The organism is Streptomyces sp. NPDC034043, assembly GCF_055575675.1.
This window is the reverse complement of sequence record NZ_JBVISF010000004.1, coordinates 103,755-127,971: the sequence shown is the minus strand read 5'-3', so window position 1 is coordinate 127,971 and position 24,217 is coordinate 103,755. Positions and strand designations below refer to the sequence as shown.

Below are 24,217 nucleotides of genomic sequence, written 5' to 3'. Positions count from 1 at the left end.
GTCGGCACCGCGGGTGGGGACTACTCCCACTCGATGGTGCCCGGGGGCTTGCTGGTGCAGTCCAGGACCACGCGGTTCACGTCCGGCACCTCGTTGGTGATGCGGGTCGAGATCCGGGCCAGCACCTCGTACGGCATGCGCGTCCAGTCCGCGGTCATGGCGTCCTCGGAGGAGACGGGGCGCAGCACGATCGGGTGGCCGTAGGTACGGCCGTCTCCCTGGACGCCCACGCTGCGGACGTCGGCGAGCAGGACGACCGGGCACTGCCAGATCTCCCGGTCCAGGCCGGCGGCGGTGAGTTCCTGGCGGGCGATGGCGTCGGCCTCGCGCAGCAGGTCCAGGCGCTCCTTGGTGACCTCGCCGACGATGCGGATGCCGAGGCCGGGGCCCGGGAAGGGCTGGCGCTGGACGATCTCCTCGGGCAGGCCGAGCTCCTGGCCGACCATCCGGACCTCGTCCTTGAACAGCTGGCGCAGCGGCTCGACGAGCTCGAACTCGATGTCGTCGGGGAGGCCGCCCACGTTGTGGTGGGACTTGATGTTGGCGGTGCCGGTGCCGCCGCCGGACTCCACGACGTCCGGGTACAGGGTGCCCTGGACGAGGAAGGCGACCGCCGGGCCCTCCTCCTGGAGGATCTCCATCTGGGCCTGCTCGAAGACGCGGATGAACTCGCGGCCGATGATCTTGCGCTTGGTCTCCGGGTCGGAGACGCCGGCCAGCGCGTTCAGGAAGCGCTCCTGCGCGTCGACGACCTTCAGCTGGACGCCGGTGGCCGCGACGAAGTCCTTCTCGACCTGCTCGGTCTCGCCCTTGCGCATCAGGCCGTGGTCGACGTAGACGCAGGTCAGCTGGGAGCCGATGGCCTTCTGGACGAGGGCCGCGGCGACCGCGGAGTCCACGCCGCCGGACAGGCCGCAGATGGCGCGCTTGTCGCCGACCTGCTCGCGGATGGCCGCGATCTGCTCCTCGACGATGTTGCCGGTGGTCCAGGTCGGCTTCAGGCGCGCGCCCCGGTACAGGAAGTGCTCCAGGACCTGCTGGCCGTGCGTCGAGTGCATGACCTCGGGGTGGTACTGCACGCCGAACAGGCGCTTCTCGTCGTTCTCGAAGGCCGCGACCGGGACGACGTTCGTCGACGCGGTGACCGTGAAGCCCTCGGGGGCGGCGGAGCAGGCGTCGCCGTGGGACATCCACACCGACTGGTTCTCCGGTGTGCCCTCGAAGAGGGTGGAGCCGCTCTTGGAGACGGCCAGCGGGGTGCGGCCGTACTCGCGGGCACCGGTGTTGTCGACGGTGCCGCCGAGGGTCGTCGCCATCAGCTGGAAGCCGTAGCACATGCCGAAGACCGGGACACCGGCCTCGAAGAGGCCGCGGGCGTCGTCCAGGCGCGGGGCACCCTCCTCGTACACGGAGGACGGTCCGCCGGAGAGGATGATCGCCTTGGGGTCCTTGGCGAGCATCTCGGCCACGGGCATCGTGCTGGGCACGATCTCGCTGTAGACCCGGGCCTCGCGGACGCGGCGGGCGATGAGCTGGGCGTACTGGGCGCCGAAGTCGACGACGAGAACCGTGTCCGGGGCGCTGTCGTGGGCGGCGGAGGGTGCTTCTGGCACGGGACGGCCTTCCGGCGGAAGAGGGTTTGTTTTGTCGATTCTAACGGGGGGCGACACCTCCCCTTCGTCTCACCATCCGAACCCGGTTGGCCGGGAGCGGGGCCCGCGGTCATAATCCGTACCGTGCGCAAGCAGCTGAGCTTCCTCTTTACCTATGGCACCGGCCGGTCCGGTCGCCATGGGTCCGTGTGATGCTCGCTTGAGCCGCTGACTTCCCAGAGCGCCCCGGTCCGACAGGACCGGGGCGCTCCGCGTTTCCGCTCCTGCCGGGCCACCGCCCACCACCCACCACAGGAGAGATGACGCCATGACCACGATCACCACCACCCCCGAGCAGCTGATCGCCGGCTCCCGCGAGCGCATCGACGCCCTCGACGACCGGATCATCGGGCTGATCCAGGAGCGGATGGCCGTCTCGGCCGTGATCCAGGAGGCCCGGATCGGGGCGGGCGGGCGGCGGGTGCACCTCTCGCGCGAGATGGAGGTGCTCTCCCATTGGAGCGACGCCCTCGGCAAGCCGGGGACGGCTCTCGCGATGACCCTGCTGGAGCTGTGCCGGGGCCGCGTCTGACGCGCGGGCGCCCGTTCGTCACCCGTCCGGGCCGTGACCGGGCCCGGGGGCCTTCGTTGGGGAGGTTGTCCGTGCCAGCCAGGCGCGGGACGCAGCACCACGCGTGGCTCCACGGGAGCGATGAGGCGCGACGCCCGACGGCGCGCGTCGTGGGACCTCGCTCCCTCGTGTGACCGGACGGCAGGGGACAGCGGTCCGGTCACCCATGAGAACGGCCGGCCCGGGGGACGCCCCGGGCCGGCCGTTCGTCTTTCCGTCTTCTACCTGCCGCCTTCTACGCGGTCACGCGTGCGCGCCGCCTCCGTCACGGCGGCGGAACGACAGGTACAGCGCGGCGCCGACCGCGACCAGCCCGGCGCCCGCGACGCCGACCAGGCCCGCCGTGCTGCCGGTGGAGGCCAGCGGGCCGCCGCTGCGGCCGGCGGCGGCCGAGGCGCCGGCGCCCGTGGTGGAGCCGGTGGTGGAACCCGGGGTGGCCGAGGCGCTCGCGGAGGTGCTCGCCGAGGGGCTGCCGGAGGTGGAGGGGCTCGGCGACTTCGTCGGGGTGACCGTCGGGTTGGCCGTGAAGGGGGCCTGGTTGTTGGCCAGCACCGGGTCGAAGGCGTGCTTCGCGGGCTCGCCCTTCTCGCCGAGGCGGCCGACGGTGATGGCGCCCTTGGCGTCCTTGACGGCCTTCTCGATCTTCAGCTCGAACGGGAACGCCAGCTTCTCGTTCTCCAGCACGGACGTCCCGGTGGCGCAGCGGTACTGCGCCGGCTGCACGGCGCGGCAGGCCGCCGGAGCCGTGAGGACCTTGACGCCCTCGGGGAGGAGCACGTCGACCACGGCCGCGGGGCCGGTGCCCGTGACCCAGGCGGGACCGTGGTTGCGTGCGGCGACGACGGCCTTGACCTTGCTGCCGGCGGCGCCCTTGACGGTGAGGGGCTCGGCCGCGAAGTCGGCCTGGTTGGGCACGGTGAGGGTGAGGACGCGCTTGTTGTCGGCCGGGTTCAGGTCGGGACCGTACGGGGACACGGCGGCGGGCGCGGCCTTCTTGCGGGCGACGAGCTTGCGGCCCGAGGCGGTGGTGCCGTTGGCGACGGGGCCCTTGGCGTCGGTGTCCGTCGCCTGCTTGGGGGTGCCCGCCGGGTAGATGCCGTAGCCGAACCGCTCGTTGAGGGCGTGCGGGCCGGCCTTCAGGTGCAGCGGGCTGTCGCCGGCCAGTTCGTAGGCGGCCTTGGCCTCGAACTCCCCCTCGACGGTGCAGACGGCGGTGGTCGAGGTGCGGGTGGTGCGGTAGGTGCAGTTGTCGTACCGCTCCGGGAACTCCAGGCCGTGGCTGGCCTCCAGTTCCAGGACCACCCCCTTCGCCGGCTGCGTGCCCTCGTTGCGGAAGACCAGGGGCAGGGCCTGGCTCTCGCCCGGCTTCGGCTCCGTCTTGAGGTCCAGCTTCCGCATGACCAGGTCGGGGCCGCCCACCGAAACGGTGGTCGAGGCGGGGGTGATGGTGGCCCCGGCGGCCGTGCCGGTCACCGTGAGCTCGCCCGAGGCGCCGTCCTTGGCGTCCTTGACGGGGACGGCCTCCAGGTCCACGCCGGCGTGGGGGCCCGTGTCCTTGCAGACGAGGGTGGTGCCCTTGTCCTCGCACTTCTTGCCCCCCGCCGCCTCCTTCACGGACGCGACGCCGGCGAGCTTGGTCAGGTCGAAGGTGAGGGTGGACGCGCCGCCGAAGGTGTCGGCGTCGAGCAGTTCGTAGTGCAGGGGCACCGGCTGCGGGGAGCCCGGCCGCAGGGCGAGGGCGGCCGGACCGGACAGGCGGAAGACGGGGTCCGCGGTTTCGGCGGCCATCGCGGCGGGGGTGGTCAGCCCCACGGCCACCAGGCCGCACGCGGCCAGCAGGGAGATGCGCTGTCTCATGCCCCCCTTGACCCCCGGACCGCCGTCGCGGTTGCGCACTCGGGGGTGTGACCGACACCACAGACCACCGCAAAGGATTCCGGTACAACCTTTTTCGGAGACCGCCAGTCCACTCATGTACCGCGGTGAGTACCGCGCTCGGAGGGGGAGCGCGGTACTCACCGTCGTCAGTCCCCCGGTGTCAGTGCCCGGGTTCCGGTTGCCGCGGCGGGACTTCGGGGACCGCGAGGAAGGGCAGCCGCAGCGCGCCGAAGGCCTCCTTGGGCACGGCCGGACGGATCGGCTCCACCGCCTCCAGCCGCTCGTACGCCGCCCCCTGCGCGGGCCGCCGGTCCGCCTCGCCCTTGTTCGGCCAGTACGACATCGCCCGCTCCGCCTGCGCCGTGATGGTCAGGGACGGGTTGACCCCGAGGTTGGCGGAGACCGCCGAACCGTCGACCACCGAGATGCCCGGGTACCCGTACAGCCGGTGGTACGGGTCCACGACGCCCTCCTCCGCCGAGGCGCCGATCGGGCAGCCGCCGAGGAAGTGCGCGGTCAGCGGGGTGCCCATCAGCTCGCCGATGTTGCTGCCCGGGAAGCCGTTGATCTCCTCGGCCAGCAGGGTCGCCGCCCGGGTGGCCTCCGCGATCTGCACCGGGTTGGGCGCCCCGTGGCCCTGGCGGGCGGTCAGCAGGCCCTTCCCCGGGCCACCGGGCCTGCGGTAGGTGGTCAGCGAGTTGTCCAGGGACTGCATGACCAGGCCGATGATGGTCCGCTCCGACCAGCGACGGTTCGACAGGGAGCGCAGCAGCTGCACCGGGTGCGCGGCGGTGCGGGCGAACCAGGCCCGTACCCGGTGCCGGGCGTGGGGCACCTGGAGGATCGTCAGGAACCCCATGGCGTTGGAGCCCTTGCCGTAGCGGACGGGCTCGATGTGGGTGTCGGCGTCGGGGTGCACGGACGAGGTGATGGCCACGCCCCGGGTGAAGTCCGCCCGGGCACCGCCGTGGCGCCTGCCGTAGCGGCGGTCGTCGGTCTGGGCCCCGACCAGGCCCTCGGAGTTGGTCCGGGTCAGGTCGCCGAGCCGGTCGGAGATCCGGGGCAGCTCGCCGAGGTCCTTCATGGTGTGCAGCAGGGTCTGGGTGCCGTAGGTGCCCGCCGCGACCACCACGTACCGGGCGCGCAGCACCCGGGCGGGGCCGGTGCGGCGCCGGTCGGTGGGGACGGTGCGGACCCGGTAGCCGCCGTCGGGGTGCTCGGCGAGCGCGGTGACGGTGGTCATGGGGTGGATGACGGCGCCGGCCCGCTCGGCGAGGTACAGGTAGTTCTCGTTGAGGGTGTTCTTCGCGCCGTGCCGGCAGCCCGTCATGCACTCGCCGCACTCGGTGCAGGCCTTGCGGGCGGGTCCGGCGCCGCCGAAGTACGGGTCGGCGACCTCCTGGCCGGGGCGGACCTTCGGCTGCCCGCCGGCGTCCTCGCCGTCGCCGAAGAAGACGCCGACCGGTGCCATGTGGAAGGAGTCCCCGACGCCCATCTTCTCCGCGACGGCCTTCAGGTGGACGTCGGAGGGGGTGAGCGTCGGGTTGAGGCGTACGCCGAGCATCCGCTTGGCCTGCTCGTAGTACGGGGCGAGTTCGGTCCGCCAGTCGGTGATGGAGGCCCACTGCCGGTCCTCGAAGAAGGCGGCGGGCGGCACGTACAGGGTGTTGGCGTAGTTGAGCGAGCCGCCGCCGACCCCGGCGCCCGCGAGCACCATCACGTTCCCGAGGAGGTGGATGCGCTGGATCCCGTACAGCCCGAGGGCGGGGGCCCACAGGTAGTTGCGCAGGTCCCAGCTGTTGCGGGGCAGCCCTTCGCGGGTGAAGCGGCGTCCTGCCTCCAGGACGCCGACCCGGTAGCCCTTCTCGGTGAGGCGCAGCGCCGAGACGGAGCCGCCGAAGCCCGATCCGATGACGATGACGTCGTAGTCGTACGGCACGGGTGCCCCTTAGCGCAGTCGGAGAGCCTTGAGGACCTTGAGGCTGCTGGTCATGAAGCGGGCGTACTGCTCGTCGTCCATGCCGAGCGAGGGCGCCATGGGGAGCAGCCGCTGGTGGGCGACGGTCTGCGCCTCGGTGTACTTGAGGATGCCCTCGGAGCCGTGGCGGCGGCCGAGGCCGGATTCCTTCATGCCGCCCATGGGGGCCTGGGCGCTGCCGTAGGCGGGGGCGTAGCCGTCGTTGATGTTGACGGTGCCGGTGCGCAGCCGGGCGGCGACCGCGTGGCCCCGGCGGGCGTCCTTGGTCCAGACGCTGGCGTTGAGCCCGTAGGGGGTGGCGTTGGCCTGGGCGATGGCCTCGTCCTCGTCGGTGAAGCGGTAGACCGAGACGACCGGGCCGAAGGTCTCCTCGGCGCAGACCGACATGGGTGCCTCGACCCCGTCGAGGATGGTGGGCTCGTAGAAGAGCGGTCCGATGTCGGGGCGGGCCACGCCGCCGGCGACGAGGGTGGCGCCCTTGGCGACGGCCTCGTCCACGTGCCGCCGCACCGTCTCCAGCTGGCGTTCGCCGACGAGCGAGCCCATGTCGGCGCCGTAGGCGAGGGAGTTGCCGAGCCGCATCGCCTTGGTGCGGGCGGCGAAGCGCTCGACGAAGGCGTCGGCTATGGAGGCGTGGACGTAGAGCCGTTCTATGGAGATGCAGAGCTGGCCGGCGGAGGAGAAGCAGGCCCGGACGGCGCCGGCGGCGGCCTTCTCCACGTCGGCGTCGTGCAGGACGAGCATGGCGTTCTTGCCGCCGAGTTCGAGGGAGACGCCGACCAGGCGGGCGGCCGCGCCCTGCGCGACCTCGCGGCCGGTTCGGGTGGAGCCGGTGAAGGAGACGTAGTCGGCGTGCCGGACCACCTCGGGGCCGACGACGGGGCCCTCGCCGAGGACGACCTGGAAGACCTCGGCGGGCAGTCCGGCCTCGATGAGCAGGTCGCGGGCCCACAGGGCGGTGAGCGCGGTCTCGGTGTCGGGCTTCATGACGACGGCGTTGCCCGAGACGAAGGCGGGCAGGGCGTCGCCGACGGACAGTTCGAGGGGGTAGTTCCAGGGGGCGATCTGGCCGACGACGCCGCGCGGCTGGCGGAGCTCGGTGACCTTGGTGAGGGTGGGCATGGCGCCGGTGTGGCCCTTGGGGCGCAGGTACGAGGGCGCCTTGCGGCCGTAGTGGCGGGCGGCGACGGCGACGGCCTGGACCTCCTCGTGGGCGTGCAGGCGGGCCTTGCCGGTCTCCAGCTGGATGAGGTCGAGGACCTCGGCCTGGCGGGCGAGGACCAGGTCGTGGAAGCGCAGCAGTACGGCGGCCCGCCGGCGCACGGGGACCGCGGCCCAGGCGGGCTGGGCGGCGCGGGCCTTCGCGAAGGCGGTGGCCACGTCCTCGGGGGTGGCCTCGGGCAGGTCCGCCAGCACGGCCCCGGTGAAGGGGGTGTGGTTGGCGGTACGGCCGGAGCCGATCACTCCGCGGGTGAGCCGGGTGACCAGGTCGGGGGTCACCACGTCGGCGGCGGTGCGGGCGCCTGCCGGGGCCGGGGCGACCGGGTTGGTGGGCTGCGGTGCGGGGCGGAGGGGGGCGGCGGGGGCCTGCGAGTCCGTCATGGCGGTGAGCGTATTGCGCAGGCGGACCTTTGGGTACCCGTGGGTAACCGGATTTTGCCAAATCTGCCAGTGATCGCTGGCAGGTTGGCCGGGGGGCGGTCGGCTCAGCTCCCCTTCGAGGACGGCTCCCAGCCGCTGAGCACGATGTCGAACTGCTGGCGGGTGGTCGCCCAGTCGGATGTGGGGCCCGACATGTAGATCGCGTACTCGGTGCCGTTCGGGGCGACGTACATCTGCTCGATGGCCCGGCGCGGCCCGGCGTGCACGCCCTTCTCCGTCCACGTGAAGTCCCACAGCACGGCGTCGGTGCTGTCCCGGAAGGTGTTCGGGTTGAGCTTCTGCCGCTTGTAGTCCGTCCGCTTCTGCACCTGCTTCTCCAGGTCCAGCACGTGCGCGTACGGGTCCTTGTAGTCCGGGGTGGGGTCCGCCGCGATCCGGATGAAGTGCTTGCCGTTGTCCGCGGTGTAGTCGATCTGGTTGCCGTCCGTCTGGCGCGTCCAGCCCTGCGGCACGAACAGCGTGAAGCCCAGCGGGTCCACGACCTCGTTCCACCCGGCCGGCGGCCCGGCCGGGTCCTTGTGGCCGGCCTGCCCGCCGGTGGCGCTCGTGCCCTTGTCCGAGCCGCCGCCCCGGCCCGCGTCCCCGTCGTCGCCGGTGTACTTCAGCAGGCCGAAGACGGCGCCGCCGCCGAGCAGCGCCGCCACCAGGGCCACCACGGCCACCCGCCGCAGCCGGCCCGGCGGACGCCCGCCGGGGGCCTCGGGCCGCTCGGGCAGGGCGGTGGTGGCGCCCTGGGCGGGCGCGGGGGCGGGGGCGGGCTCGGGCGCCGGGGGCAGCTCCGCCCGGGCGGAGGCCCGCTCCTCGTCGCTCACCGCACGCGTGGGCACGTACGCCTGGGCGGCCTTGGGCTCGCGGCCCTCCATCGCCTCCAGCAGCATCCGCTCGGCCTCCGCGGCCGAGGGGCGCTCGGCGGGGTCCTTGCGCAGCAGCGCGGTGATGACCGGGCCCAGGGGGCCGGACTGGCGCGGCACGGGCGGCTCGTCGTTCACCACGGCCTGGAGGCTGGAGATCGGCGAGGTGCGGCGGAAGGGCGAGCGGGCCTCGACGGCCGTGTAGAGGGTGGCGCCCAGCGACCACAGGTCGGAGGACGGGTCGGGGGCGCCGCCGGTGACCCGCTCCGGGGCCAGGTAGTCGATGGAGCCGACGAGTTCACCCGTACGTGTGATCGAGGAGTCGCCCTCGATCGCGGCGATCCCGAAGTCGGTCAGCAGCACCCGGCCGTCCTTGGCCAGCAGCACGTTGCCCGGCTTCACGTCCCGGTGCAGCACGCCGACCGCGTGCGCCGCGCGCAGCGCGCCCAGCACGTGCAGGCCGATCCGGGCCGCCTCGCGGGGCTCGATCCGGCCGGCGGCCTTGGCGGCCTCCGCCAGGGAGGGACCGTCGATGTGCTCCATGACGATCCACGGCCGGTCGTCGTGCTCCAGCACGTCGTGGACGGTGACGACCGCCGGATGCTGGATCCGGGCCGCCGCCCGCGCCTCCTTCTGCGTACGGGCGTGCAGGACCTCCCGGTCGGCCTGGGCGACGTACAGCCCCGCCGTCAGTTCCTTGACCGCGACCGTTCTGTGCAGCAGCTCGTCATGCGCGCGCCACACCTTCCCCATGCCGCCGCTGCCGATGGGCTCCACGAGCCGGTACCGGCCAGCGAGCACCGCACCCGCGCCTGTCTGCTGTTCCACGAATTCCCGCCGCTCTGTGCACTCCACGCCAGATTACGGAGCCTGCGGGCGCTGCCGGAACCGGGCGGGGCCCGTAAGGCAGCACTGTGACGCAATCGCCGTACTGATCGCCCGTCAGCCGCCGGCTTTGTAACTCGCCGTTGCCTTCTCGAAGACGTCGGTGACCTTGTCCTGGTTGTCCTCCGGACCCGTGACCATGACGACGTGATAGGCGCCGCCGAGCGCCACGACGAAATTACGGGCGAAAAGGGACCGGCCCGCCGCGTCGATCCAGGTGTAGCGGCCCGTGACCCGCAACTGCTGTCCCACCTTGGTGGACTTGACGTCCCCGCCGGAGGCCCAGGTGGAGTTGCGGTACGGGGCCAGCTCGGGCTCCTTGTCCTTCTGGTAGCCCAGCGGATCCGGACCACCGCCCTCGACGCGGTCCCGGCCCGGTACGACGATCAGGGTGAACTGGCCCTGGGTGTAGCGCACCTGCCCGGCCTCGTTGAGGGACTGGCGCTCCCAGCCGTTGGGCACGGCGATGCTGAAGTGCGCCGGGTCCTGCTGGACGGTGTAGCCCTCCGGCGCGGGCGCGTCGCCCTGCGGGGCGGGCTTGGACTCCGGGGTGCCGCCCGGGGTGCCGCCCGACGGCCGCGCGGGCCCGGACGCCGGGTCCGGGCGGGGGCTCGGCGGCGCCGGGGAGGCCGCCGCCGGGCTCTGGGCGGCGGTGGGCTGCTGCCCGGAGTCCGTCGCGCGCGGCATGAAGAGCATCGCGTACGCCACCCCGCCCGCGAGCAGGGCCAGGACGCCGACCAGCAGGAACCGGCCGAGGGAGCGGGGTCCGCGGGCGGCGGCGGCGTTGCGGTGGCGGCCGTGCAGATCGCCGCGGCGGCGTACGACGGGCAGCCGGGCGGGGTCCGGCTCGGGCATCGGGAGTCCGGCGAAGTCCCCGTCGGGCTCCGGGGCGGAGCGCACCAGCGAGCGCAGCCAGCCGCGCAGCTCCTCGAAGTCGGGCCGCTCGGTGGGGTCCTGGCGCAGCAGCGACTCCACGACGGGGCGCAGCGGGCCGCAGTCCTCGGCGAAGGCGGGCGGCTCGGCGCAGACCATCTCGACGAGCTCCGCGACGCTGTCCTCGGGGTACGGGGCGTGCCCCTGGACGGCGCGGTACAGCAGGGCCCCGAGGGCCCAGAGGTCGGTGGCGGGGCCGATGGGCGCGGCCAGCTGCCAGTTGCCCTGGACGGGGCCGGCGGCCTGCTCGGGAGCCCAGCGCTCGGTGAGGGGGCCGACGACGGCCATCCGGGTCTGGCGGGCCCGCTCGGCGTCGAGGCCGGTGCGGGGGCCGCCCCAGGCCCCGCCGGCTTGGCGGGGACGGGGCGCGGGGGCCGCGGCGGCCTCGGCTGCGGGCGCGGGCGCGCGGGGCGGGCGCGGGGCCGGGGGGCGCGGCGGCTCCGGCGGGGCGGGGGCCTCGGCCTGGCGGAAGCCCTGCGGGAGGGCGAGCTGGGCGGGCAGCGCGGGCCGGGCCGGCTCGGCGGGGGCCTCGGTGTACGGCTCGGCGGGCGGCGCGGACGCGGGCTCCGGCGCGGATGCAGGCGACGGCTCGGGCTGCGGTTCCGGCCCGGGCTGCGGCTCGGCCGGGCGGCGCGGGCCCACCCCGTGCCAGGGCGTGGCGGCGGCGGTGCCGGGTCCCCCGTACGGGTACGCGTACTCCTGGGGCAGGTTGGCCCCGGTCGGCGGCAGCACCGGCACGACCACGGGGCCGCGCTGGCCGCGCTGCCGCGCCACTTCGGCGGTCGCGGCCCGGGTTCCGGCCCGGTACGCGGCGACGGTCCCGGCGCGGGCGGCGGCCTCGGCGGCGGCCCGGTCCTGCGCGGGCGGGGCGGGCGGCGCGGGCGGCGCCGCCCGCCTGGCCCGCTGCGGCGGCGCGGAACCGGCCGGCTCCGGGGTGATGTGGTCCGTGTAGCGCGGGCCGGTGTCGTAGCCGGGCGCCACCAGCGGCGCGTACCGGGGCCCCTCGTCGCGGGTGCCGGGCGGCGCGGGCTCCGGGGGCGGCGCCGGCCGCGCGGGCGGCGCCTGCCCCGGGAACGGCGGCGGGGTGCCCCAGGCGGCATCGGCGTCCGCGCCCGGCTCACCGGTGTCCGGCGGCGGGACCGGGTCGTACCCGCACAGGGCGTCCTCGGCGGCGCCGGCCGCCAGACCCGTCAGGACGACCCGTCCGTCCTCGCATATCAACACGGTCCGCGCGGTGATGTTGCGGTGCGTCCAGCCGTGCGCGTGCAGCACGCGCAGCGCGGTCAGCACGTCGGAGGCCACCTCCGCCGCCCGGTACGGGCTCAGCGGTTCGTCGGCGATCAGCGCGGCCAGCGGCCTGGCGGGAACGAGTTCGCTCACTATCCACAGCGAACCGTCCTCCGCGAACACGTCGAAGACCTGGTCGAGGCGGGGATGGTCGGGCACGGAGGCGGCCGCCTGCGCCGCGGCGATCGCCCTCCGGACGGCGGGCGGTTCCCCGGCGGCCACGGCCCGCGCGCTGGTTCCGTCGAGCAGCTCCGCGTCCACCACCTCGGGCAGCGGCACCTGCCGTACGAGGACTTCCTGCCCGCTGCGCGTGTCGAAGGCGCGGGTCTCCATCGGCTCGTACTCGTCGGACGGCGGAATCGGCAGACGGTAGCGGTCGGACAGGATCCGGCCGGCGTAGTCCTCCACATCGCCTCCCCCGAGTGCGGTCCCCATGGCCCCCGTTGAACACGATACGTCGCCGGGGCCGCCCGCGTCCCGGGCTTGGAGAGCCCGTCAGCCCAACTGCTGGAAGGTCTCGAACGCGGTGTTGCGCAGCTGCGTGCATTCGGGGCCGTCCCACTGGTCGGCCGCGCAGCTGATCATGATGGCGTAACCGTGCGTGGAGTCCGTCTTGAAGCCGCGGTCGAGCACGCGGACCCGTACGCCCTGCTGCTCCCGCTCGAACTCCCAGTCGGCGACGGTCGGGTAGCCCCGGTAGTCCACCGTGTCCAGGCGGATCTGGCGGTACCCCTTGCTGCTGCCGGCCACGGCCGGGGCGAGCTTGGCCCAGGCGAGGCGGGCGTCGTTGCCCGGGCTGTTGGTGTAGTCGACCTGGATCCGGGGGAAGCCGCCGTCGCGGCTGTATATCGCACCGGAGTCGGCACCCGCGGTGTCGGTCTGGCGGAAGCCCTCGGGCATCGCCATCGAGAAGTGGTACCGCAAGTCCGTCACGGTGGCGAAACCGGCCGGGAGTCCGGCGGCGGGGCCGCCGGGGCTGGCCCCCTGGCCCTGGCCCTGGCCCTGGCCCTGGTTCTGCCCCTGCCCCTGTCCCTGGCCCTGGCCCTGGTCGGCGCTGCCGCTGGGGGCGGGCGTGCCGGGCGTGCCGCTCGGGTTCGCGCTCGGCGAGGAACCGGCCGAGGCCGGGGCGTTGCCGGCGGAGCCGCCGGGCGAGGCGCTGCCCGTCACGGCCGGGCCGGGGCCGCCCTTGCCCTCGTCCGTGCGGCCGTCCTTGTCGTCCCCGTTGACCATGTACGCGATGAGCGAGCCGACCACCGCGAGGACCACGACCACCCCGGCGATGGCCAGCACGATGGTGCGGCGCGACATCACGTCGGTGAGCGGGGCCACGGCCTGCGCGGGCCGGGCCGGCGGGGCCGCGGCAGCCGCGGCCGCCTCGGCGGCGGCCTTGCGGGTCGCCTTCAGCGCGGCGCGGGTCCGCTCGCGCTGCTCGCGCTCACGGCGTTCGCGTTCCTTCTTCGCCGCCTTCTCGGCGGCCGCGTCGGCCTTGGTGAGGGAGATCGGGCGGGTCTCCTCGACCGGCGGGACCGGCTGCGGGGCCGGCGGGGCGGCCACGGGCTCGGGGGCGTTGACCACGGCGGTGAGCATCGCCCTCGCCTGGTCGTCACCGAGGCGCCGGGCCGGGTCCTTGACCAGCAGCCCGTAGATGACCTCGGTCAGCGGGCCGGCGTTCCGCGGCGGGTCCACGGCCTCGGTCATCACGGCGGTCAGGGTGGCGAGCGCGTTGCCCTTGTCGTACGGGGGCACGCCCTCGACGGCCGCGTACAGCAGGCCGCCGAGCGACCACATGTCGGCGGGCGGGCCGGGCTTGCTGCCGCGGGCGCGCTCCGGGGAGATGTACGAAGGGGCGCCGACGAGCATGCCGGTGGAGGTGATGGACGGGTCGCCCTCCACCTGCGCGATGCCGAAGTCGGTGAGCACGACGCGGCCGGAGGCGGCGATGAGCACGTTGGACGGCTTCACGTCGCGGTGCAGGATCCCCTGCCGGTGCGCGGCGCGGAGCACGTCGAGCACGGCGAGGCCGACCTCGGCCGCGCGGCGCGGGGTCAGCGGGCCGTTCTCGCGGACGAACTCTGCGAGCGAGGAGCCCTCGATGAGCTCCATGACGATCCAGGGCCGGGCGTCCTCGTCGACCACGTCGAAGACGGTGACGGCGCCTTCGCTGCGGATGCGCGCGATGGCCTTGGCCTCGCGGAGGGTCCGGGTGATGAGGCGGCGCTTCTCGTCCTCGTCGACGCCGTTGCCGAAGCGCAGTTCCTTGACGGCGACGGTCCGGCCGAGGACCTCGTCCTCGGCGCGCCACACGGTGCCCATGCCGCCCTTGCCGAGTACGGCGCCCAGCCGGTACCGGCCGGCCAGCAACCGCCCTTGGCGCCGGGCGTCTTCGGCCGTCTCGCCGGCGTCGCCCTCGTCGGCGTCCGCCTCCGCGGCCTTCGCGGGAACGGCCTTGGCCGCGGCCGCCTTGGCGGGCGCGGCACCGGACCCGGCGTCCTCCGTCTTCGCGGCACCGGCCTGCGGTTTCGACGCCGGCTTCACGGCGCCGGAACCACCCTTGCCCGCTACCCCGGGCTTCGCGTCCTCCGGCTTGGCGTCCGCGGGCGCGGGGCCCTCAGGCCTCTTCGCGTCCGCAGGCTTCGCGTCCCCGGGCTTCGCGTCCTGGGGCTTCTTCGCGCCCTCGGGCGCGGCGGCCTCGGGCTTCTTCGCGTCGTCGGGCTTCGTGTCCCGAGGCTTCGCCGCGTCCCCGGGCTTCGCGTCCTCAGGCGTCGCGTCCTCGGGCCTCTTCGCGTCGGCAGGTGTGGATTCCGCTTCCGCGCCCCCGCCCGTCGCGCCGTCAGAATCCAACTCCGCCGTGGACACGGGCCCGCTCGCGGTCGCGCCGGACCGCGGCCGGGGCACGGCGGCCGGTTCGGCCGTCGCGGGACCGGCGTCGTCGGCGGGCCCCGTGTCCTCGGTGTGCCCGGGTTCCTCGGGGTGCTTGTCCGCCGGAGCAGCCGCGGCCCCGCCATCCAGCTTCGCCGTAGGCGCCCCGGCGGACGACTCGGTGTGCTCCGGCTTCGACATGCGTCCCCTCTGCGATCGTGCAGCCTGCCCCGGCTGCATCGGCAGCCGCCGGGGGGCACGGTAATGCACCCCGGCGGAAACCTCATTGTTGCTCACTCCGCATCCGACGGGAGCCCCGGGTCCGGCGGTTCCCTTTGCCGCCCAACTACAGGATGCCCCGGCTTCCGGGCCGGAAAGACGTCCGTGCGGACGCGGAGCTCCGGCCCGTCAGGCGGGGCGGGGCGCAGCGCGCTTCGTGCGCGGGACGTCAGAACGGAACGATGTCGGGCGCCCCCAGCCGTGCCGCGTCCGCCGTCTGGTCGTCGGGCTGGCGCTGCGATTCCCGCTCCGCCTGGACCCGCTTCCCGTAGTGTTCGACCTCCTTCTCGATCTGCTGCTCGTCCCAGCCCAGCACCGGAGCCATCAACTCCGCGCATTCGCGCGCCGATCGCGTGCCCCGGTCGAAGGTCTCGATGGAGATCCGGGTCCGCCGCGTCAGCACGTCGTCCAGGTGCCGCGCCCCCTCGTGCGAGGCGGCGTAGACGATCTCCGCCCGCAGGTAGTCGTCCGCCCCGGTCACCGGCTCCCCCAGCCCTGGGTCGGCGGCGATCAGGTCGAGCAGTTCGTCCGTCAGCGATCCGTAGCGGTTCAGCAGGTGTTCCACCCGCACCACGTGGAGTCCCGTCCGGGCGGCGATGCGGGCGCGGCCGTTCCACAGGGCCCGGTACCCCTCCGCCCCCACCAGCGGCACGTCCTCCGTCACGCACTGCGCGACCCGCTGGTCCAGCCCGTGCACCGCCTCGTCGACCGCGTCCTTCGCCATGACCCGGTACGTCGTGTACTTGCCGCCCGCCACCACCACCAGGCCGGGCACCGGGTGGGCCACGGTGTGCTCGCGGGACAGCTTGCTGGTCGCGTCCGACTCCCCGGCCAGCAGCGGCCGCAGGCCCGCGTACACGCCCTGGACGTCGTCCCGCGTGAGCGGCACGGCCAGTACCGAGTTCACGTGCTCCAGCAGGTAGTCGATGTCCGCGCTCGACGCCGCCGGGTGCGCCTTGTCCAGGTCCCAGTCCGTGTCGGTGGTGCCCACGATCCAGTGCCGGCCCCACGGGATCACGAACAGCACCGACTTCTCGGTCCGCAGGATCAGCCCGGTGTTCGAGTGGATCCGGTCCTTCGGGACGACCAGGTGGATCCCCTTCGAGGCCCGTACGTGGAACTGCCCGCGCTCCCCGATGAGCGCCTGGGTGTCGTCCGTCCACACCCCGGTCGCGTTCACGATCTGCTTCGCGCGGATCTCGTACTCGTCGCCGCTCTCGACGTCGCGCACCTTCGCCCCGACGACCCGCTCACCCTCCCGCAGGAAGCCGACCACCCTCGCCCGGTTGGCGCAGTGCGCCCCGTACGCTGCGGCCGTCCGGACCAGCGTGGCGACGTAGCGCGCGTCGTCCATCTGGGCGTCGTAGTACTGGAGGGCGCCCACCAGGGCGTCCTTGCGCAGGGCCGGCGCGATGCGCAGGGCCCGTTTGCGCGAGAGGTGGCGGTGGGTGGGCAGCCCGCGCCCGTGTCCACTGGAGACGGACATCGCGTCGTAGAGGGCCACGCCCGAGCCGGCGTAGAACCGCTCCCAGCCCTTGTGCTGGAGCGGGTACAGGAAGGGCACCGGCTTCACCAGGTGCGGGGCGAGCCGCTCCAGCAGCAGCCCGCGTTCCTTGAGCGCCTCCCGTACGAGCGCGAAGTCGAGCATCTCCAGGTAGCGCAGGCCCCCGTGGATCAGCTTGCTCGACCGGCTCGACGTCCCGGACGCCCAGTCCCGGGCCTCCACCAGCCCCGTCGACAGGCCTCTGGTGACCGCGTCCAGTGCGGTGCCCGCGCCGACCACCCCCGCGCCGACGACCAGCACGTCCATTTCCCGCTCGGCCATCCGGGCGAGCGCCTCCGAGCGCTGCTCCGGTCCCAGTGTCGCTGTCCTCACGGCTGCCTCCCGTTGGTGCGGGCCGTACCCGCTCGGTGCGGGTGATCCCGCTCACATCCCCCCGCTCCACGATTCTGACCGGCCGCACCCACATCAGCCACCGCCTGGGGACAACACAACGGCGACCACCACCCCACAATGCGACATATCTGTCATATATACGCCTAGTCTGACATTGCGCCAGCTCCAGTCGTCCACAGGACTTGCGCGCACCGCCCCCTCATGCATGCCAGGGAAGGGAAGGGACGGCCCCCCATGCCCGCAGATCTCGCCGTCATCGGACTCGGCCACCTCGGCCTCCCCCTCGCCCAGGCGGCCGTGGCCGCCGGAATCGAGACCGTCGGCTACGACAGCGGCCCCGCCACGGACAGCACCCTCACCGCCGCCGAGATCCGCCGCATGTCGGCGGCCGGCTTCCGGGTCACCACCAACCCCGCCGAGCTCGGCCGGGTCCGCACCGCCGTCATCTGCGCCCCCACCCAGCTCGGCGCCGACCGCGCGCTCGACCTCGGGGCCGTCGGCGAGGCCGGCCGCACCCTCGCCGCCCGGCTGCGCCCGCACACCACCGTGATCCTGGAGTCCGCCGCCCACCCGGGCGTCACCGAGGACTACCTGCGGCCCATCCTCGAGGAGGGCTCCGGTCTGCGGGCCGGCCGGGACTTCCACCTGGCCTACTCCCCCAGCCGCCTGGACCCGGGCAACCGGACCCACACCATCTCCAACACCCCCAGGGTGATCGGCGGCCTCACCCCCGCCTGCACCGAGTCCGCGCACGCCTTCTACGCCCGCCTCACCGAGAAGGTCGTCCGGGCCCGCGGCCTGCGCGAGGCCGAGACGGTGCAGCTCCTGGAGACCAACTACCGGCACGTCAACATCGCCCTGATGAACGAGATGGCCGTCCTCTGCCACGACCTCGGCGTCGACCTGTGGGACGTCATCCGCTGCGCCGAGACCAAGCCGTACGGGTTCCAGGCCTTCCGTCCCGGCCCCGGCGTCGGCGGCCACGGCGTACCCCTCGACCCCAACTACCTCCCCCACACCACCCGCACCCCCGGCCACCCCCTGCGCATGGTCGGCCTGGCGCAGGAGATCAACAACCGGATGCCGCAGTACGTCATCCAGCGCTGCGCCACCCTGCTGAACGAACACGGCAAGTCCGCGCGCGGGGCCCGCGTCCTCCTGCTGGGCGTCACCTACAAGCCCGACCTCGCCGACCAGGAGGGCTCCCCGGCCGGCGAGATCGCCAGCCGGCTCCTCGACCTCGGGGCGCTGATCAGCTACCACGACCCGTACATCGCGGGCTGGCGGGTCCGCGACCAGCCCGTACCGCGCGCCGACTCGCTCTACGAGGCCGCCGCGAACGCCGACCTGACGATCCTGCTCCAGCACCACCGCACGTACGACATGCAGGGCCTGGCGGTGAAGGCCCAGCTCCTCCTCGACACCCGCGGCGCCAGCCCCGCCGGCGCGGCCCACCGCCTCTGACCGGCCCCTTCCCCGGATCACGGGCCGGTTCCGGTTCGATCATCCGACCGGAATCTCCCGGTGGAATGTGACCGTCCCCTGTTAGCCTGCGGCGTCACTTATCCCGCACTTACGCCTGACGGCCGCGGTGCGCCCGAATCCCTGGGGGGGATTTCCCGATGAGCCAGAACTTCCAGCCTCCCGCGCCCTCGCCCTACCCCGAGACCCCCGCCCCGGCACCGGCCCGCGGCGGCAACGTCGGCCTGGGGATCGCGGCCGCCGTCGTGGCAGCACTGATCGCGGCGGCCGCGTACGGCGGCATCATGAACGCCATCGACCGCGAGTTCGGCTTCGCGGCCGCGGGTGTCGGCCTGCTCGTGGGCCTGGCCGCGGGAAAGGCGGGCGGCCGCAGCCCCGTCCTGCCCGTGGTCTCCGCCGTGGCGGCGCTCGGCGCCGTCTACCTCGGCCAGATGTTCTTCATCGCGCTCGCCATGGCCAAGGTCGGCGACACCGGCGTGCTCGACGTACTCGACAAGGTCGGCGTCACCGGCCTGAGCAGCGTCTGGAAGGAAGGCATGGGCTTCATGACCCTCGTCTTCCTCGGCATCGGCGCCTTCGTCGCCTTCGGCTCGGCCAAGAAGGTCAACGACTGACCGGCCGCACCGCCCACGCCGGAGGGCCGGCACCCCGCTCGGGGTGCCGGCCCTCCGGCTTCTTGCGAAGAGCGGTCAGCGGCTGTGCTGCGAGTCCGCGACCGTGACCTCGACCCGCTGGAACTCCTTGAGCTCGCTGTAGCCGGTGGTGGCCATCGAGCGGCGCAGCGCGCCGAAGAGGTTCATCGAGCCGTCCGGGTTGTGCGCCGGGCCGGTGAGGATCTCCTCGGTGGTGCCGACGGTGCCCAGGTCGACCTTCTTGCCGCGCGGCACGTCCTCGTGGACGGCCTCCATGCCCCAGTGGTTGCCCTTGCCCGGGGCGTCGGTGGCGCGGGCCAGCGGGGAGCCCATCATCACGGCGTCCGCACCGCAGGCCACGGCCTTCGGGATGTCGCCGGACCAGCCCACGCCGCCGTCGGCGATGACGTGGACGTAGCGGCCGCCGGACTCGTCCATGTAGTCGCGGCGGGCCGCGGCCACGTCGGCGACGGCGGTGGCCATCGGGACCTGGATGCCGAGCACGTTGCGCGTGGTGTGCGCGGCGCCGCCGCCGAAGCCGACCAGGACGCCCGCCGCGCCGGTGCGCATCAGGTGCAGGGCCGCGGTGTAGGTGGCGCAGCCGCCGACGATGACCGGGACGTCCAGCTCGTAGATGAACTGCTTGAGGTTCAGCGGCTCGGCGGCGCCGGAGACGTGCTCCGCCGACACGGTGGTGCCGCGGATCACGAAGATGTCCACGCCCGCGTCCACGACCGCCTTGGAGAACTCGGCGGTGCGCTGCGGGGAGAGCGCGGCGGCGGTGACGACGCCCGAGTCGCGCACCTCCTTGATCCGCCGGCCGATCAGGTCGGCCTGGATCGGCGCGGAGTAGATCTCCTGGAGGCGGCGGGTGGCCCTCGCCTCGTCCAGCTCCGCGATCTCGTCCAGCAGCGGCTGCGGGTCCTCGTAGCGGGTCCACAGACCTTCGAGGTTCAGCACGCCGAGGCCGCCGAGCTCGCCGATGCGGATCGCGGTCCGCGGGGAGACCACGGAGTCCATGGGGGCGGCCAGGAAGGGGAGCTCGAAGCGGTACGCGTCGATCTGCCAGGCGATCGAGACCTCCTTCGGGTCCCGCGTACGCCGGCTGGGGACGATGGCGATGTCGTCGAAGGCGTACGCCCGGCGGCCGCGCTTGCCGCGCCCGATCTCGATCTCAGTCACGTGTGGTGGCCTTTCCTCTGGGTCTGCCCGTCCAGTATCCCCGAAGGGCGGGGGCCCGCGTCCCGGTGACCGCTGTACGGACGACCGGGGCACGCCTGAGGGGGCGGGCCCGGCCGGGCCCGCCCCCTCGGGCGGTGTTCGTGCTCAGCCCTTGCGGCTGTAGTTCGGTGCTTCCACCGTCATCTGGATGTCGTGCGGGTGGCTCTCCTTGAGGCCCGCCGAGGTGATCCGGACGAAGCGGCCCCGGTCCTGGAGCTCGGGGACGGTGCGGCCGCCGACGTAGAACATCGACTGGCGCAGACCGCCGACCAGCTGGTGGACGACCGCGGAGAGCGGGCCGCGGTAGGGGACCTGGCCCTCGATGCCCTCGGGGATCAGCTTGTCGTCGCCGCCGACCCCCTCCTGGAAGTAGCGGTCCTTGGAGAAGGACTTGCGGTCGCCGCGGGTCTGCATCGCGCCGAGCGAGCCCATGCCGCGGTACGACTTGAACTGCTTGCCGTTGATGAAGAGCAGCTCGCCCGGGGACTCCTCGCAGCCCGCGAGCAGCGAGCCGAGCATGACCGTGTCGGCGCCCGCGACGAGGGCCTTGGCGATGTCGCCGGAGTACTGGAGACCGCCGTCGCCGATGACGGGAACGCCCGCGGCCTTGGCTGCGAGGGCGGCCTCGTAGATGGCGGTGACCTGCGGGACGCCGATGCCGGCGACGACGCGGGTGGTGCAGATGGAGCCGGGGCCGACGCCGACCTTGATGCCGTCGCAGCCGGCGTCGATCAGCGCCTGGGCGCCGTCGCGGGTGGCGACGTTGCCGCCGATGACGTCGACGGAGGAGTTCGACTTGATCTTGGCGACCATGTCGCCGACCAGGCGGGAGTGGCCGTGGGCGGTGTCGACGACGATGAAGTCGGCGCCGGCCTCGATCAGCGCCTGGGCACGCTCGTAGGCGTCGCCGGCGACGCCGACGGCCGCACCGACGAGCAGCCGGCCGTCCTTGTCCTTGGCGGCGTTCGGGTACTTCTCGGCCTTGACGAAGTCCTTGACCGTGATGAGGCCCTTGAGGATGCCCGCGTCGTCGACGAGCGGCAGCTTCTCGATCTTGTGACGGCGCAGCAGCTCCATGGCGTCCACCCCGGAGATGCCCACCTTGCCCGTGACCAGCGGCATGGGGGTCATGACCTCGCGCACCTGGCGGCTGCGGTCCGACTCGAAGGCCATGTCGCGGTTGGTGACGATGCCGAGCAGCTTGCCGGCGGAGTCGGTGACCGGGACGCCGGAGATGCGGAACTTGGCGCAGAGCTCGTCGGCCTCGCGCAGCGTCGCGTCCGGGTGCACCGTGATCGGGTCGGTGACCATGCCGGACTCGGAGCGCTTGACCAGGTCGACCTGGTTGGCCTGGTCGGCGATGGAGAGGTTGCGGTGCAGTACGCCGACGCCGCCCTGGCGGGCCATCGCGATGGCCATGCGGGACTCGGTGACCTTGTCCATGGCGGCGGACAGCAGGGGGACGTTCACCCGGACGTTGCGCGAGATCAGGGAAGAGGTGTCGATCTGGTCGGGGGCCATGTCCGACGCGCCCGGCAGCAGCAGCACGTCGTCGTAGGTCAGTCCGAGCGTGGCGAATTTGTCGGGCACTCCGTCGGCGGTCATGACACCTTCCCAAATGGTCTTGCTCAGCGCGGATGTCCATGCTAACGGGATCCCGGGGCGTCTCATTCCACGACCAAGGTCAACCGCAAGTTTCGTCGTTTCCTACGACAGAAAGGGAACGAAAGGGAACGCACGGCTCCGCGGCGGTCACTGCTCGGCGAGCGCGCGCAGCCTGCTGAGGGCCCGGTGCTGGGCGACGCGGACCGCACCCGGGGACATGCCGAGCATCTGCCCCGTCTCCTCGGCGGTCAGCCCGACGGCCACCCGCAGGACGAGCAGCTCGCGCTGGTTCTCCGGCAGGTTCGCGAGGAGCTTCTTGGCCCAGGCGGCGTCACTGCTGAGCAGCGCCCGCTCCTCGGGGCCCAGCGAGTCGTCCGGCCGCTCGGGCATCTCGTCGGAGGGCACGGCCGTGCTCCCCGGGTGCCGCATGGCGGCCCGCTGGAGGTCGGCGACCTTGTGCGCGGCGATGGCGAAGACGAAGGCCTCGAAGGGCCGGCCGGTGTCCCGGTAGCGGGGCAGCGCCATCAGCACGGCGACGCAGACCTCCTGCGCGAGGTCCTCCACGAAGTGACGGGCATCACCCGGGAGCCGCGACAGCCGGGTGCGGCAGTAGCGCAGGGCGAGGGGGTGCACGAAGGCCAGCAGGTCGTGCGTGGCCTGCTCGTCCCCGTCGACGGCGCGTCGTACGAGCGCGCCGACGGCCCCGGCGTTGCCGCCTTTGGCGGCGCCGGTGGGGCCTGTGGCCGCGGGTGACCCCAGGGCCTCGTCGTCGCGCATCAATCCATGGTGCCTTGACGCGGGAGCGTTCGCGGCATCGCGGTCCGTGTTGTGCATCGAAGCGTTATGAGCGGGTGCGCCGGAACTCGTCATCTGCGCCCTCCCCTCCGCTCGGCCCGAATCGTCGTCCCGGAGGACTCGACCTCTCCAAGAATGCGGCACACCATCAAGGATGCGGCATCGCGCCCGAAGCGACACGTCCCCCGGATTGTGCCCCGCCAATCCCCGGCGGAACACCGGGTGGCGGCGGGACTTCCGCCACGGCGGCGCCGGCGGACGCCTGCCGCCCCGCCCGCCGGTGGCGGACGGGACCGCGCCGTCCGCCGGCCGCCGCTGCGGCGGTCAGCGGACGAGGCCCCAGCGGAAGCCGAGTGCCACGGCGTGCGCCCGGTCGGAGGCGCCGAGCTTCTTGAACAGCCTGCGGGCGTGCGTCTTGACCGTGTCCTCGGAGAGGAAGAGCTCGCGCCCGATCTCCGCGTTGGACCGGCCGTGGCTCATGCCCTCCAGCACCTGGATCTCGCGCGCGGTCAGGGTGGGGGCGGCCCCCATCTCGGCCGAGCGGAGCCGGCGAGGGGCCAGTCGCCACGTGGGGTCGGCGAGCGCCTGGGTGACCGTGGCCCGCAGCTCGGCGCGCGAGGCGTCCTTGTGCAGGTAACCGCGGGCGCCGGCGGCGACCGCGAGGGCCACGCCGTCCAGGTCCTCGGCGACCGTGAGCATGATGATGCGGGCGCCCGGGTCGGCGGACAGGAGCCGGCGGACCGTCTCGACACCGCCCAGCCCGGGCATCCGTACATCCATCAGAATCAGGTCGGAGCGGTCGGCACCCCAGCGGCGGAGGACTTCCTCGCCGTTGGCAGCCGTCGTCACACGCTCGACGCCGGGCACGGTGGCAACCGCGCGACGGAGCGCCTCTCGGGCAAGCGGGGAGTCGTCGCAGACGAGGACGGAAGTCATGACCGCCCTCCGCAGCTGCTGATGCGCGTCACCTTGAGCCTCCAGGCTGGTACGTATCGTCACCTGTGCGATCGATGCCCTCGGACACCTGTCCGGGAACCTCTCGTTTCAACCGCACTCGCTCTCTCAACGATGGTCACTCGAAAGAGTTACGGGTCGGACGGACACCTTCGGCACTCTACGTGAGGAAGCGATCACGGCGCCGGAGCCACGAGCCAACCGTCCTCCATCTGGAGCTATGCCCTATTTGGCGGCTTTCCTTCCGTTTGCCATGTGTCTGAGGCTAGATTCCCAATGAGTCATATTTACATCTACTACGACAGTAGGTGTGGAGACATGGACCGTATCCGCGTAGTACCCGGCACCAAGAGGACTACCAATGGCAGATTTCTCCCGCCTCCCCGGACCGAACGCCGACCTCTGGGACTGGCAGCTGCTGGCCGCCTGCCGCGGAGTCGACAGCTCCCTCTTCTTCCACCCGGAGGGCGAGCGGGGCGCGGCCAGGAGTGCGCGCGAGGCCTCGGCTAAAGAGGTCTGCATGCGCTGCCCGGTGCGTTCGGAATGCGCCGCGCACGCACTCGCCGTCCGCGAGCCCTACGGGGTGTGGGGAGGGCTGACCGAGGACGAACGCGAGGAACTGATGGGTCGCGCGCGGCACCGGCTGATCCCCGCCTCCAGTACGACCGGTACCGTCCCGCCGCACTGACGGCCGGCCCGGCCCGTCCCGACCCGGCAGCGTCCATCCGGAAGGAAATCCGGAAGAACATCCGAAGGAACGTTCCCTCAGATCCGCGCGCCCGCCCGGGCGTGTCGC

16 protein-coding genes are annotated in these 24,217 nt (G+C 73.2%); 4 read left to right on the top strand and 12 right to left on the bottom strand.

From position 1 onward, the window contains the following. Nucleotides 1-20: 20 nt before the first annotated feature. Nucleotides 21-1,613 carry a glutamine-hydrolyzing GMP synthase gene (gene guaA / locus ACZ51S_RS11840; protein ID WP_468477313.1) on the bottom strand — a complete coding sequence of 531 codons (1,593 nt, stop codon included), beginning with the start codon at nt 1,611-1,613 and terminating at the stop codon, nt 21-23. A 307-nt stretch (nt 1,614-1,920) separates the two neighbouring features. Between guaA and ACZ51S_RS11835 the strand changes: the two genes are divergently transcribed. After that, entirely contained in the window at nt 1,921-2,184 is a 264-nt protein-coding gene (locus ACZ51S_RS11835; protein ID WP_125595846.1) for a chorismate mutase, read from the top strand. Between the two features lie 282 nt (nt 2,185-2,466). Here the strand turns inward: ACZ51S_RS11835 and ACZ51S_RS11830 are convergent, their stop codons facing one another. The 7 genes from ACZ51S_RS11830 to ACZ51S_RS11800 all read right to left on the bottom strand — a co-directional run bounded on the left by ACZ51S_RS11830 (nt 2,467) and on the right by ACZ51S_RS11800 (nt 16,711). Beyond that, nucleotides 2,467-4,080, bottom strand: coding sequence for a hypothetical protein (locus ACZ51S_RS11830; protein WP_468960630.1), 1,614 nt, complete (start codon nt 4,078-4,080; stop codon nt 2,467-2,469). A 181-nt stretch (nt 4,081-4,261) separates the two neighbouring features. Then, nucleotides 4,262-6,040: a GMC oxidoreductase gene (locus tag ACZ51S_RS11825; protein ID WP_468477311.1), complete on the bottom strand. Its 1,779-nt coding sequence runs from the start codon at nt 6,038-6,040 to the stop codon at nt 4,262-4,264. A 9-nt stretch (nt 6,041-6,049) separates the two neighbouring features. Then, nucleotides 6,050-7,681: a succinic semialdehyde dehydrogenase gene (locus ACZ51S_RS11820; RefSeq protein ID WP_468803796.1), complete on the bottom strand. Its 1,632-nt coding sequence runs from the start codon at nt 7,679-7,681 to the stop codon at nt 6,050-6,052. A gap of 104 nt (nt 7,682-7,785) precedes the next feature. After that, nucleotides 7,786-9,420 (bottom strand): serine/threonine-protein kinase, encoded by a 1,635-nt coding sequence (locus ACZ51S_RS11815; protein ID WP_468477309.1) that lies wholly within the window; start codon nt 9,418-9,420, stop codon nt 7,786-7,788. 114 nt (nt 9,421-9,534) lie between these two features. After that, nucleotides 9,535-12,132, bottom strand: a complete 2,598-nt coding sequence (locus ACZ51S_RS11810; protein ID WP_468960628.1) for a protein kinase — start codon at nt 12,130-12,132, stop codon at nt 9,535-9,537. A gap of 60 nt (nt 12,133-12,192) precedes the next feature. Further along, a complete protein-coding gene (locus tag ACZ51S_RS11805) occupies nt 12,193-14,757 on the bottom strand; it encodes a serine/threonine-protein kinase (protein WP_468960626.1) in 2,565 nt (854 codons plus the stop codon). Nucleotides 14,758-15,004: 247 nt separating this feature from the next. Beyond that, a complete protein-coding gene (locus ACZ51S_RS11800) occupies nt 15,005-16,711 on the bottom strand; it encodes a glycerol-3-phosphate dehydrogenase/oxidase (protein ID WP_468477306.1) in 1,707 nt (568 codons plus the stop codon). A gap of 255 nt (nt 16,712-16,966) precedes the next feature. On the opposite strand from ACZ51S_RS11800, the gene ACZ51S_RS11795 reads away from it, so the two are divergent. Both ACZ51S_RS11795 and ACZ51S_RS11790 read left to right on the top strand, forming a co-directional pair. Then, entirely contained in the window at nt 16,967-18,196 is a 1,230-nt protein-coding gene (locus ACZ51S_RS11795; RefSeq protein ID WP_468477305.1) for a nucleotide sugar dehydrogenase, read from the top strand. 158 nt (nt 18,197-18,354) lie between these two features. Further along, a complete protein-coding gene (locus ACZ51S_RS11790; protein ID WP_468960623.1) occupies nt 18,355-18,828 on the top strand; it encodes a hypothetical protein in 474 nt (157 codons plus the stop codon). Between the two features lie 75 nt (nt 18,829-18,903). Here ACZ51S_RS11790 and ACZ51S_RS11785 read toward each other — a convergent pair whose 3' ends face one another. The 4 genes from ACZ51S_RS11785 to ACZ51S_RS11770 all read right to left on the bottom strand — a co-directional run bounded on the left by ACZ51S_RS11785 (nt 18,904) and on the right by ACZ51S_RS11770 (nt 23,403). Then, a complete protein-coding gene (locus ACZ51S_RS11785; RefSeq protein WP_388934725.1) occupies nt 18,904-20,028 on the bottom strand; it encodes a GuaB3 family IMP dehydrogenase-related protein in 1,125 nt (374 codons plus the stop codon). 144 nt (nt 20,029-20,172) lie between these two features. Continuing rightward, entirely contained in the window at nt 20,173-21,672 is a 1,500-nt protein-coding gene (gene guaB / locus ACZ51S_RS11780) for an IMP dehydrogenase (protein ID WP_388934728.1), read from the bottom strand. Between the two features lie 147 nt (nt 21,673-21,819). Then, nucleotides 21,820-22,449, bottom strand: a complete 630-nt coding sequence (locus ACZ51S_RS11775; RefSeq protein WP_388934731.1) for a sigma-70 family RNA polymerase sigma factor — start codon at nt 22,447-22,449, stop codon at nt 21,820-21,822. Nucleotides 22,450-22,791: 342 nt separating this feature from the next. Then, on the bottom strand, nt 22,792-23,403 hold the full coding sequence (locus ACZ51S_RS11770; RefSeq protein ID WP_003948568.1) for a response regulator transcription factor: 612 nt from the start codon (nt 23,401-23,403) through the stop codon (nt 22,792-22,794). 379 nt (nt 23,404-23,782) lie between these two features. Between ACZ51S_RS11770 and ACZ51S_RS11765 the strand changes: the two genes are divergently transcribed. After that, entirely contained in the window at nt 23,783-24,109 is a 327-nt protein-coding gene (locus ACZ51S_RS11765) for a WhiB family transcriptional regulator (RefSeq protein ID WP_388934733.1), read from the top strand. The last annotated feature ends 108 nt before the right edge of the window (nt 24,110-24,217 follow it).